Raw genomic sequence first — 12,139 nt, forward strand, 5'->3', positions numbered from 1 at the left:
TTTGCCCATTTGCCGCGCAGTGGTTTTGGCAAGTAAGCGCGTCAACTGCATTAACCCGGGCGGCATGCGTACCAAAATGCGTGCCACCGCCTTCCCAGAGGAAGACGCCAACAAGTTGAAAACGCCCGCCGATCTGATGCCGCTCTACCTTTATGTTATGGGCGACGACAGCCGACGCAAAAGCGGCGTCAGCTTTGACACACAGCCGGGCCGCAAGCCAGGAGCGGCGGAATAATGCGCGACGATCGCCACCAGCAGCGGTTAAAAGAGTAGGTTGACGCCCGCATCGCCGCCGCGACCGAGACGCGCAGCATTCTGATAGTCTTTACCGGCAACGGCAAAACCACCGCCGCCTTCGGCACCGCACTGCGCGCCGCCGGGCATGGCAAAAAGGTGGGCGTCATTCAGTTTATCAAGGGCGAACGGCCAAACGGGGAGCGCAATCTGCTGGCGCAGCACGACGTCGAATTTCAGGTGATGGCCACCTGCTTCACCTAGGAGACGCAGAATCGCGCCACCGATACCAATGCCTGCCTAGCGGTGTGGCAGCATGCCCAGCGCATGCTGGCGTACGCCACTCTGGACCTGGTGCAGCTGGATGAGATCACCTATATGGTGAGCATGGATTATCTGCCGCTGTAGGCGCTGACGCGCGCCCTGCGCGAACGTCCGGCAGAGCATGATCGTCACCGGGCGCTGACAGAGATGGCGGATACCGTGACCGAGATGCGCCCCGTCAAGCACGCTTTCGATGCGGGCATTCAGGCGCAGCAGAGCATCGACTGGTAGCAAAAAAAACGCAGCCCGAGAGCTGCGTTTTCGCTTAGCAGCCGCGTTTCGTGCCGCCGCCGCTGCGTCGGCCGTTGCCGCTCACCTGCGTATGGCGCTTCACCGCGCGACGAATCTGGTTGGCCTTAGTGCGGCGGCGATCTTTCTTTACCGCCAGCTTGGTCACGGTTTCGTCGTCCATGCCCACCAGCGAGCGCAGATAGTTGACCGCGGCCAGATCCATCTCCATCCAGCCGCCGCGTGGCAGGCCTTTTGGCAGAGTGATGTCGCCATAGCGCACGCGCATCAGGCGGCTGACCTGCACGCCGACCGCTTCCCACAGGCGACGCACTTCGCGATTGCGCCCTTCGGTCAGCGTGACGTTGTACCACTGGTTCACCCCTTCGCCGCCGGCGAAGCGCAGCGTTTTAAACGCCGCCGGACCATCTTCCAGCTGCACGCCCTTGCTCAGCTGGCGAATCTTGTCGTCATCCACCTGGCCAAACACGCGCACGGCATACTCGCGCTCCATTTCACGACTCGGGTGCATCAGGCGGTTCGCCAGCTCACCGTCGGTGGTGAACAGCAGCAGGCCGCAGGTGTTGACGTCCAGACGCCCTACCGCGATCCAGCGCGACCCGCGCAGGCGCGGTAGACGATCGAATACCGTGGGGCGTCCTTCCGGATCGCGTCGGGTGCAGAGTTCGCCTTCCGGCTTGTAATAGGCCAGCACGCGGCAGACTTTGGTCGCGGACTCTGCAATAGAGACCAGGTGACCGTCGATACGGATTTTCAGGGATTTTTCGTTTTCAATGCGGTCGCCAAGGGTGGCGAGTTTGCCGTCGATACTGACGCGACCGGCGGCGATTTTGGCTTCGATTTCACGGCGGGAACCGTGGCCTGCGCGAGCCAGGACTTTCTGTAATTTTTCGCCCATTGCGGCCTCACTGTCGCCTTCCTAGGCGTCATTTTAGTTAAAACCCTTAAAAATAAATAACTTAATTTATAATATTCCGCTCATTATACCTTTATTTACTGATTTGTAACCTGCTTTATCGGACAGGCGGGCACCTCGTCAGTCGCCCCCCTTCGCGTCTGATGAGTAAAGTCCAGTTCACGCTGCGGCGCCAGCTATTGCACGTTTATTCAACTGTGATCCCCTTAACAGTGACAGTTCAGGTAGGCTTGTATGGTATGCCCACCTCTGGCAGAAGGGAACACTTATGATAACGGTATCAACCTCCCCAACCCCTTGCGGCATCAGCAACGGCCGACAACAAGCTGATGATGCTAGCTGGGTGCAAATCGGCGCGCCCACCGATTCCTGCTGCCGCTGGCGCGTGCCCTTTTTGCTCTCCGCCTTGCTAGTGATCGTTGACCTGTTTATCCGGCTACGCATTGATGAATCGCCGGTTTTCACGGCCATCCGCGCCACCAAAGCCGCGGAGTCGCGCCCGCTGAAAGAGGTGATTCAGGCGCACCCTAGGCTGGTGATGAACGGCGTCGCAGCCAAACTGATCGAGGCGTGCGACTTTGCCCTGTTCACGGTGATTATCCTTGCATGGGGCAAAGCCAATCATGCTCGACAGCACACTGTTAATGGAGAGCATGATCGTCGCGGTGATCCTGGAGATTTTCGCCATTCCGCTGATGGGCGCGCTGCTGATTGCGGTGTCGATCGTACCCTTTTTCCTCGCGCTGCAGCACAACAGCTACTGGCTGACGCAAAGCGCGATGATCGTGGCGCTGACGCAGGGGCACAGCATGTGCTACGCCCCACAGGCGTCCTGGTTCCCGGAGCTGTTTCTTCGCTGCAGCGGCATTACCGTGATCTGGCAGATAGGCTCACTGATCGGCAGCGGCATGTTTGCTGCGCTTGCCGGAAACAGCCCCGGGACGGCGCAGCGATGAGTATCATCGCTGGCAACAGCGCTGACGGGTCGCTCTCCCGCCTTAACCTTGCCGCCGGCGCGGGCGGCAAGGTCATGCATGCAGAGTGCGGCATCTGCCGATTTTTTCTGCATCCTTTTGAAGAATACAGAGCCAACATCTCTGATGCATCACTGTTTTCTCTGTACCAATCGATGCCTGCCTCTAATATATTGGCGTTACAGCATTTTTGCCGGGCAAACGCGATAGTTAAAAGTAAATTAAGCTTTGACTACCTTTTGTTTGGATTATTTCATTCAGAGCCACACCACAGTGTAAGATGTTGGTAATTTCGCTTAATCCGCAGCAAACTCAGCGCAAAACGCCGCAACACCGCCTGTTCACAGCGCAGATTGAATTAATGCTCTATTAGCCCACCTGTTTTATTAAGATTAATCTTAACCGATTGTCCTTCGCCTAAATTTACGTAGAATCAGAGCCAGAAACGCAGGGAATAACTTTCGTATTATTAATATTAATTAGCAGCATCACGAAATTTATTAACCAATTCTTAACGTAATCCTTGCTATTTCTTAAATAATATAAATCGGCGCTACCGGGAATGCAGCGTTAATACGGCACAATCAGGCGCCTGAATTCGCATGTCAAAAGTCTTCATCAGGGATTTTCCGACATGCCACAATGAAAATCACTCCCATGAGAAAACTGTTCTTATAGCCGGCGTTTGCTGCGCTGCCGCTGAGCGGTTGCTCAGTGGGCCATACCGAATACAGCCGTACGGAAGTGCAGCACGTGGACATCAGCTTCACCGGCATTCCGACGATTCTCGGCCTTAGCACGCTGGGCAGCAGCATTCCTAGTACGCCTAAATATAGCCTGACGGCAGCGCACGTAGCGAAATTCGCCGTACAGCGCGTCAAGGCTTATCACCCTTATTGCGATCTGGCGGTTATTTACCACAAAAATGATGCCGACACGCTGGCTAAATTCCGCAGCGGCGCCATTGGCGATCCGATAAGAATGTATGGCTACAGTTTTATTTCCGCCATGCCGGTTGAATCGTCCGGCAGTAATTTAGCGCGCACCGCCATTCGCAACAGCTGGAATAAAAAAACATGTATGGCGATGGCATCAAATGCGGGCGTAGTGAAAGGCATATCGGGCGGCGCGGTTTATAACGCCGACAATACGCTGGGCGGCGTGATTGTGGATTTCAGCGATGAAATCAAAAGCAATCGCAGCGGTAAAATCGTGCTGAAAGACGTTTCCCTCTATATCCCCTATTTCGACTTCAAAAACTGGTTGAATCAGATTATCGTGAGCGCCTCCAGCAGCGCCAGCGCAACCGGGTTGGACGGCACGCGCAGCCCGATGGTTTTCCGCTTTTCATTCATCAGTCGACGCGGCACGATTTTGGTCGCCTTGAGAATAAAGGTGTAGCTGCCCGGCGTGTTGTTTTTCAGCAGGCGAAACGCGCTGTTGTCGACCTGCGAGTAGCTGGAAATTTCCGACAGGTCGCGGCACATCAGGGTGAAGTTGTGACTGCCGTCCAGCTGGCGAATGCGGCAGATGTGTTCCTAGCGCGTTTTTCTCTTCCAGCCGGCAGCCCAGCGCACAGCCGGAGTCGGTCGGATAGACAATCACGCCGCCCTTGTTGAGATAGTCGACGGCCTGCGCGATCAGGCGCGGCTGCGGATTGTCGGGGTGAATGTGAAACAGTTGACTCATATGACTCATAAAAAACCTCGTGTCACCTCTCCGCTTCAGAGCAGGCGGGCGCCAGCGTGGGAAAGCGTTTCCATACGGGCTCGACGCCCGCCGGGAGCCAGAGCTTGCGGCCCAGCTCAATCCACGGACAGGGTTGATGAAAATCGGAGCCTTGAGAGGCGGCCAGATCGTCATCGCGGGCGTACTGCGCCAGCTGCGTGCGCTCATTGGGTGCCTGCTGACACTGCGCCACCTCAATGGCGTCACCGCCCGCTTCGCGAAAGTGCGCGATCAAACGCTTCAGCCATTTTGACGATAAACCGTAGCGGCCAGGGTGCGCCAGCACCGCGCAGCCGCCAGAATGATGAATCGCATCAATGGCTTGTTTAATTGTACACCATTTTGGCGGAACGTAACCGGTTTTACCGCGCGCCAGATAATTTTTGAAAACCTGCGCCACCGTGTTGGCCTTGCCCTGCTCCATTAAAAAGCGGGCAAAGTGGCCACGCGTAATCACCCCGCCGTCCGCCAGCCGGGTCGCGCCCGCCAGCGTGCCGGGTATGCGCGCCTTCTCCAGCCGCTCGGCAATCTGCTCCGCGCGCGCCTGACGGCTCTGATGCTGCTGCGCCAGGAAGGCAGTCAGCGCCGCATGATGAATATCAAGGTTCAGCCCGACGATGTGGATCTCGTGGTTCTCCCACAGCGTTGACGCCTCCACGCCCGCCAGCATCTTCAGCGGCAAACCCTGTTCCGCCACGGCGCGCTGCGCCGGCTCGACGCCCGCCACGCTGTCGTGATCGGTAATCGCCAGCACGCCGATCCGCATGCTGACAGCGCGCTGCGCTAGCGCCTCTGGCGTCAGCAGCCCGTCGGACGCGCGCGTATGGCTGTGTAAATCGTAAAGAGGAAAACGGGCAATGTCGCTCAAAAGGCGCTCCTGCTGCTGATTGAAACGGCCAGTATGATAACGATTTTAGGCACGGGTGAAAAAGTGTATTGACATTTATCGACTGGACCCGTTAACTAGTACACAAGTTCACAACTAAACGGGTTACTCATCATGGCGATGAATCTTCACTTTTCAGCAGGCTGGTGGCGCGATGTTCCCCGATACGGGCAACGTCGAGCGCCGCATGCGTAACGCAGTGCAGAGACCCGAGCCCGCTTAAAGCGGGCTTTTTTTAGGCGAATTTCAGAGAGTCCACCATGCCAAATGCGAAACCTACAGTGAAGTTGATTACTGGCAACGCGCCCTACCGCGAAGATCCGGCCGCAGTGTTCCATCAGCTGTGCGGCGCACGTCCGGCAACCCTGCTGCTTGAATCAGCGGATATCGACAGCAAACGCAACCTAAAAAGCCTGCTGATTGTCGACAGCGCCCTGCGCGTCAGCGCGCTGGGCGCCTGCGTCACGGTGCAGGCGCTGTCGGAAAACGGCCGCGTGCTGCTGCCGCTGCTGGATGCAGCGCTTCCCGACAGCGTCACTATCGCCCCGCGTCCGGATGGCCGCAAGCTCTTTTTCCCCGTCGCTGACGACATGCAGGATGAAGATACCCGCCTACAGGCGCTCTCTGTGTTTGAAGCGCTGCGCCTGATCCCGCACCTGGTGAACTCGCCCGCCGACGAGCGCGAGGCGATGCTGCTGGGCGGCCTTTTCGCCTATGACCTAGTAGCGGGCTTTGAAGGTCTGCCCGCGCTGGAGAATCAGCAGCGCTGCCCGGACTACTGTTTTTACCTGGCGGAAACGCTGCTGGTGCTCGATCACCAGACGCGCAGCGCGAAGCTGCAGGCGAGCCTGTTCTGCCCCTCCGCCAGCGAGTTTCAGCGCCTGCAGCGCCGCATTGATCAGCTGCACGGCCAGATGCTACAGCCGGCGCCCGCGCTGCCGGTGCAGAAAGTGAAGCAGATGACGCTGAGCGTCAGCCAGAGTGACGAGGCCTACTGCGACATGGTGCGCAAGATGCAGGAAGCGATCCGCATCGGCGAGATTTTCCAGGTGGTGCCGTCGCGCCGCTTCTTGCTGCCCTGCCCGTCGCCGCTCGCCGCCTATGAGACGCTGAAGAACAGTAACCCCAGCCCCTATATGTTCTTTATACAGGACCAGGATTTCGCGCTGTTCGGCGCCTCGCCGGAAAGCTCACTGAAATATGACGCCGTGTCGCGCCAGATTGAGATCTACCCGATCGCTGGCACGCGGCCGCGCGGCCGTCACGCCGACGGCTCGCTGGACCGCGATCTCGACAGCCGTATCGAGCTGGAGATGCGCACAGATCATAAAGAGCTGGCCGAGCACCTGATGCTGGTGGATCTGGCGCGCAACGACCTGGCGCGCATCTGCGTGCCGGGCAGCCGCTACGTTGCCGACCTCACCAAGGTCGACCGCTACTCCTTCGTGATGCATCTGGTGTCGCGCGTGGTCGGCACGCTGCGCAGCGATCTTGACGTGCTGCACGCCTACCGCGCCTGCATGAACATGGGCACCCTGAGCGGCGCGCCGAAGGTGCGCGCCATGCAGCTGATCGCCGCGGCGGAAGGCACGCGGCGCGGCAGCTACGGCGGCGCAGTCGGCTACTTCACCGCGCACGGCGATCTCGACACCTGCATCGTCATCCGCTCCGCCTGGGTGGAAGACAGCATCGCAACGGTTCAGGCGGGCGCGGGCGTGGTGCTCGACTCTAACCCGCAGGCCGAAGCGGACGAAAGCCGCAACAAGGCGCGCGCCGTGCTGCGCGCCATCGCGACCGCCCATCATTGCAAGGAGATTTTCTGATGGCCGATATCCTGCTGCTCGATAACATCGACTCCTTTACCTACAACCTCGTTGATCAGCTGCGCGCCTTCGGCCACAACGTGATGATCTACCGCAACAACGTGCCGGCGGCCGTTCTGATCGAACGCCTGCAGCGCATGGAGAATCCGGTGCTGATGCTCTCCCCTGGCCCGGGCGCGCCGAAAGACGCCGGCTGCATGCCTGAGCTGCTGCAGACCCTGCGCGGCCGCCTGCCGATTATCGGCATCTGCCTCGGCCATCAGGCGATCGTCGAGGCCTACGGCGGGTACGTCGGCCAGGCGGGCGAGATCCTGCACGGCAAGGCGTCGGAGGTAAACCACGACGGCGAGGCGATGTTTTCCGGACTGAGCAATCCGCTGCCGGTGGCGCGCTATCACTCGCTAGTGGGCAGCAATACGCCGGCGGAGCTGACGGTCAACGCCAGCTACAACGGCATGGTGATGGCTGTTCGCCACGACGCACATTGCGTCTGCGGCTTTCAGTTTCATCCCGAATCCATTCTGACGACTCAGGGCGCCCGTCTGCTGGAGCAGACGCTGGCCTGGGCGCTGGCGACATCACAGGGAGAATGATCATGCATGCCATCCTGGAAAAACTCTATCAGGCGCAGACGCTGACGCAGGGCGAAAGCCACCAGCTGTTCAGCGCTATTATTACCGGCCAGCTTGAGCCCACGCAGCTTGCCGCCGCGCTAATCGCCATGAAGGTTCGCGGCGAGTCGCCGCAGGAGATTGCCGGCGCGGCCAGCGCGCTGTTGGCGGATGCCAAGCCGTTCCCACGCCCGGACTACGTCTTTGCCGATATCGTTGGCGCCGGCGGCGACGGCAGCAACAGCATCAATATCTCCACCGCCAGCGCCTTTGTCGCCGCCACCTGCGGCCTAAAAGTGGCCAAGCACGGCAACCGCAGCGTCTCGAGCAAATCCGGCTCTTCCGATCTGCTGGCGGCGTTCGGCATCAATCTCGATATGCCTGCGCCGCAGGCGCGCGCCGCGCTGGACGAGCTTAACGTCTGCTTCCTGTTTGCGCCACAGTATCACACTGGGTTTCGCCACGCGATGCTGGTGCGCCAGCAGTTGAAAACCTGCACGCTGTTCAACGTGCTCGGCCCGCTGATCAACCCGGCGCGGCCGCCGCTGGCGGTGATTGGCGTCTACAGCCCGGAACTGGTGCTGCCGATCGCCGAGACGCTGAAGATGCTGGGCTATCAGCGCGCCGCCGTGGTGCACGGCGGCGGCATGGACGAGGTGGCGCTGCACAGCGACACCCACGTCGCCGAGCTGCGCGACGGCGAAATTACCCGCTATCAGCTGACGCCGGAGGATTTCGGTTTCGGCTTCCATCCCAAGGAGGCGCTGGCGGGCGGAACGCCGGAAGAAAACCGTGACATTCTGACACGTTTACTTCAGGGTAATGGCCAGCAGGCCCACGAGCAGGCGGTCGCTGTCAATGTGGCGATGCTGCTGAAGGTGTTCGGCCATGAAGATTTGCGTGAAAACGCGAAGCGTGCGCTCCTGGCCATCCGCAGCGGACAGGCTTACGAGCGCGTTATCGCTCTGGCAGCAAGAGGATAACTATGCAAGGTACCATTCTAGAGAAGATTGTTCAGGATAAGGTGCAGTGGGTAGCGGCGCGCAAGGCGCAGCAGCCGCTGGCGACTTTTCAGGATGCGGTGCAGCCCGCTGTGCGCAGCTTTTACCATGCGCTGCAGGGCGCCCGCACCGTGTTTATTCTGGAGTGCAAAAAGGCGTCGCCCTCTAAAGGGCTGATCCGTGATGATTTCGATCCGGCCGCCATCGCGGGTATCTATCGCCACTATGCCTCCGTCGTGTCGGTGCTGACCGACGAAAAATATTTTCAGGGCAGCTTCGACTTTCTGCCCGTCGTCAGCGCGGCGCTGACCCAGCCGGTGCTGTGCAAAGACTTTATTATCGACCCCTATCAGATCTATCTGGCGCGCCACTATCAGGCGGACGCCATTCTGCTGATGCTCTCGGTGCTGGACGATGAGAGTTATCGACAGCTGGCCTCGCTGGCGCACAGCCTGAAAATGGGCGTGCTGACCGAGGTGAGCAACGAGACGGAGCTGGAGTGCGCTATCGCGCTGGAGGCGAAGGTGGTGGGCATCAACAACCGCGATCTGCGCAATATGTCGATCGATCTCGACCGCACACGTCAGCTGGCACCACGCCTGTCGCATGGCGTGACGGTGATCAGCGAATCGGGCATTCACAACTATGCCCAAGTGCGGGCGCTGAGCCACTTAGCCAATGGCTTCCTGATCGGCTCGGCGCTGATGGAAGAACCGGATCTAGCCGCCGCGGTGCGCCGCGTGCTGCTGGGAGACAACAAGGTCTGCGGCCTGACCCGTCCGGAAGACGCGCGCGCCGCGTATGAAGCAGGCGCTCTTTACGGCGGCCTGATTTTTGCTGAGGGGTCGCCGCGCCGGCTTGACCGCGCGCAGGCGCAGCAGGTTATCGCTGGCACGCCGCTGCGCTATGTCGGCATATTCCGCAATGTCGCAATAAGTGACGTTGTCACGCAAGTCGAAGCGCTGAAGCTCGCCGCCGTCCAGCTGCATGGCGATGAAGATCGCGATTTTGTCGCACAGCTGCGCGTCGCACTGCCTGCTCACGTCGCGATCTGGAAGGCACTGAGCATTAAAACCGCGCTGCCCGCGCGTGATTGGCCGCACGTCGACCGCTACGTGTTCGATAACGGCCAAGGGAGCAGCGGCGCTCGCTTCGACTGGTCGCTGCTGCAGGACCAGGATCTCACCAACGTGCTGCTGGCGGGCGGCCTGAGCGCGGACAACTGCGTCGAGGCGGCGCGTCTTGGCTGCGCCGGCCTGGATTTCAACTCCGGGGTGGAAAGCGCGCCAGGCATCAAAGACCCGGCCAAAATCGCGGCGGTTTTCCGCATGCTGCGCGCCTACTGAACTGACTGGTCAGGCTTGCCGCGAGGAAGATGACACCATGACACTACTGAATCCTTATTTCGGCGAATTTGGCGGCATGTATGTGCCGCAGATCCTGATGCCGGCGCTGCGCCAGCTGGAAGAAGCCTTTGTCGACACGCAGAAAGATCCGGCGTTTCAGGCGGAGTTTACCGACTTGCTGAAAAACTATGCTGGCCGTCCGACCTCGCTGACGCTCTGCAGCAATCTGACCAAAGGCAGCAAAACCCGCCTCTACCTGAAGCGCGAAGATCTGCTGCACGGCGGCGCGCACAAAACTAACCAGGTACTGGGCCAGGCACTGCTGGCGAAGCGCATGGGCAAAAACGAGATCATTGCCGAGACCGGTGCTGGACAGCACGGCGTCGCGTCGGCGCTCGCCTGCGCGCTGCTCAGCATGAAGTGCCGCATCTATATGGGCGCGAAGGATGTGGAGCGCCAGTCGCCCAACGTGTTTCGTATGCGCCTGATGGGGGCGGAAGTGATCCCGGTGCACAGTGGATCCGCCACCCTGAAGGATGCCTGCAACGAGGCGCTGCGCGACTGGTCCGGAAGCTACGAAACCGCGCACTATATGCTCGGCACGGCGGCCGGTCCCCACCCGTTCCCGACCATCGTGCGCGAGTTCCAGCGCATGATCGGCGAAGAGACCAAAGCGCAGATCCTGGAAAAAGAGGGGCGCCTGCCGGATGCGGTCATCGCCTGCGTCGGCGGCGGATCCAACGCCATCGGCATGTTCGCCGATTTTATCGGTGACGAAGGGGTCAGGCTGATTGGCGTGGAGCCTGCGGGCCACGGCATTGAAACCGGCGAGCATGGCGCGCCGCTGAAGCATGGCCGCGTCGGCATCTACTTCGGCATGAAAGCGCCGATGATGCAGACCGAAGAGGGGCAGATCGAGGAGTCCTACTCTATCTCCGCTGGCCTCGATTTTCCCTCCGTCGGGCCGCAGCATGCGCACCTCAACAGCACCGGGCGTGCCGACTACGTGTCGATTACCGACAACGAAGCGCTGGCGGCATTTAAAACTCTCTGCCGCGCCGAAGGCATTATTCCGGCGCTGGAGTCCTCGCACGCCCTTGCGCACGCGCTGAAGCTGATCCGCGAAAATCCCGAGAAGGAGCAGCTGCTGGTGGTGAACCTGTCAGGCCGCGGCGATAAAGACATCTTCACCGTTCACGATATTTTGACTGTACAGGGAGAAATCTGATGGAACGTTATCAATCGCTGTTTAAACGTCTGCAGGCGAACCAGGAAGGCGCCTTTGTGCCTTTCGTCACGCTGGGCGATCCGACCCCCGAACTGTCGCTGCAGGTGCTCGACGCGCTGGTCGCGGGCGGCGCGGATGCGCTGGAGCTGGGCATCCCCTTCTCCGATCCGCTGGCAGACGGTCCGACCATTCAGAACGCCACGTTGCGCGCTTTTGCCGCGGGCACCACGACTGCACGCTGCTTCGAGATCCTCAGCCAGGTGCGCCAGAACTATCCCGATCTGCCCATCGGTCTGTTGATGTACGCTAATCTAGTGTTCGCCAACGGCATAGACGCCTTCTATGCACGCTGCGCCGAAGCGGGCGTCGACTCGGTGCTGGTGGCAGACGTGCCGGAAGAAGAGTCGGCGCCGTTTCGCCAGGCGGCGCTGTGCTACGGCATCGCGCCGATCTTTATCTGTCCGCCCAACGCCAGCGACGATCTGCTGCACGAAATCGCCTCGCACGGCCGCGGCTATACCTACCTGCTGTCGCGCGCGGGCGTGACCGGCGCCGAGAACCGCGCCAGCAGCCTGCCGCTGCAGCGCCTGATCGACAAACTGCGCGAGTACAACGCTGCTCCGCCGCTGCAGGGATTCGGCATCTCCGAGCCGGCGCAGGTTAAAGAGGCCCTCGGCGCGGGCGCGGCGGGCGCCATCTCCGGCTCCGCCATTGTGAAGATCATCGAGCAGCATCATGCACAGCCGGACGAGATGCTGGCGAAGCTGACCGCCTTCGTCAGCAGCCTGAAGGCCGCCACGCGCTGATCCTTTTATGCCT

The 12,139-nt window shown here is 60.2% G+C and carries 7 protein-coding genes and 6 pseudogenes; 10 read left to right on the top strand and 3 right to left on the bottom strand.

The window, feature by feature from the left end:
* Positions 1 to 37: 37 nt before the first annotated feature.
* Together EIO60_RS02230 and cobO are read left to right on the top strand one after the other, a co-directional pair.
* Positions 38 to 235 (top strand): annotated as a pseudogene (locus EIO60_RS02230) (YciK family oxidoreductase); the annotation flags it as partial.
* 50 nt (positions 236 to 285) lie between these two features.
* Positions 286 to 789, top strand: a pseudogene (cobO, locus tag EIO60_RS02235) (cob(I)yrinic acid a,c-diamide adenosyltransferase).
* Between the two features lie 34 nt (positions 790 to 823).
* On the opposite strand, the gene rluB reads toward cobO, so the two are convergent.
* The gene (gene rluB, locus EIO60_RS02240) at positions 824 to 1,705 is read right to left on the bottom strand and encodes a 23S rRNA pseudouridine(2605) synthase RluB (RefSeq protein ID WP_258575799.1); all 882 of its coding nucleotides are present in this window, start codon (positions 1,703 to 1,705) and stop codon (positions 824 to 826) included.
* A gap of 271 nt (positions 1,706 to 1,976) precedes the next feature.
* Between rluB and EIO60_RS02245 the strand changes: the two are divergent.
* The 3 genes and pseudogenes from EIO60_RS02245 to EIO60_RS02255 form a co-directional block, all read left to right on the top strand.
* A pseudogene (locus EIO60_RS02245) lies at positions 1,977 to 2,649 on the top strand (MFS transporter); the annotation flags it as partial.
* Positions 2,650 to 2,675: 26 nt separating this feature from the next.
* On the top strand, positions 2,676 to 2,987 hold the full coding sequence (locus tag EIO60_RS02250) for a hypothetical protein (protein ID WP_258575800.1): 312 nt from the start codon (positions 2,676 to 2,678) through the stop codon (positions 2,985 to 2,987).
* A 403-nt stretch (positions 2,988 to 3,390) separates the two neighbouring features.
* Positions 3,391 to 3,963, top strand: a pseudogene (locus tag EIO60_RS02255) (serine protease); the annotation flags it as partial.
* Between the two features lie 14 nt (positions 3,964 to 3,977).
* Here the strand turns inward: EIO60_RS02255 and EIO60_RS02260 are convergent.
* Positions 3,978 to 4,386 (bottom strand): annotated as a pseudogene (locus EIO60_RS02260) (L-threonylcarbamoyladenylate synthase); the annotation flags it as partial.
* Between the two features lie 22 nt (positions 4,387 to 4,408).
* On the bottom strand, positions 4,409 to 5,293 hold the full coding sequence (gene rnm / locus EIO60_RS02265) for an RNase RNM (RefSeq protein WP_258575801.1): 885 nt from the start codon (positions 5,291 to 5,293) through the stop codon (positions 4,409 to 4,411).
* A gap of 278 nt (positions 5,294 to 5,571) precedes the next feature.
* Here rnm and EIO60_RS02270 point away from each other — a divergent pair, with 278 nt between their 5' ends.
* From EIO60_RS02270 to trpA, 5 genes and pseudogenes are all read left to right on the top strand, one after another.
* Entirely contained in the window at positions 5,572 to 7,134 is a 1,563-nt protein-coding gene (locus EIO60_RS02270; RefSeq protein WP_258575802.1) for an anthranilate synthase component 1, read from the top strand.
* Positions 7,134 to 8,728: pseudogene (gene trpD / locus EIO60_RS02275) on the top strand (bifunctional anthranilate synthase glutamate amidotransferase component TrpG/anthranilate phosphoribosyltransferase TrpD). Before EIO60_RS02270 ends, trpD begins: the two are co-directional and overlap by 1 nt.
* Before the next feature lie 2 nt (positions 8,729 to 8,730).
* The gene (trpCF, locus tag EIO60_RS02280) at positions 8,731 to 10,092 is read left to right on the top strand and encodes a bifunctional indole-3-glycerol-phosphate synthase TrpC/phosphoribosylanthranilate isomerase TrpF (RefSeq protein WP_258575803.1); all 1,362 of its coding nucleotides are present in this window, start codon (positions 8,731 to 8,733) and stop codon (positions 10,090 to 10,092) included.
* Between the two features lie 37 nt (positions 10,093 to 10,129).
* Positions 10,130 to 11,320, top strand: a complete 1,191-nt coding sequence (gene trpB / locus EIO60_RS02285; protein WP_258575804.1) for a tryptophan synthase subunit beta — start codon at positions 10,130 to 10,132, stop codon at positions 11,318 to 11,320.
* Positions 11,320 to 12,126 carry a tryptophan synthase subunit alpha gene (gene trpA / locus EIO60_RS02290; RefSeq protein WP_258575805.1) on the top strand — a complete coding sequence of 269 codons (807 nt, stop codon included), beginning with the start codon at positions 11,320 to 11,322 and terminating at the stop codon, positions 12,124 to 12,126. Before trpB ends, trpA begins: the two co-directional genes overlap by 1 nt.
* The last annotated feature ends 13 nt before the right edge of the window (positions 12,127 to 12,139 follow it).

Source organism: Candidatus Pantoea persica (genome assembly GCF_013753875.1).
GTDB classification, from domain to species: domain Bacteria; phylum Pseudomonadota; class Gammaproteobacteria; order Enterobacterales; family Enterobacteriaceae; genus Pantoea; species Pantoea persica.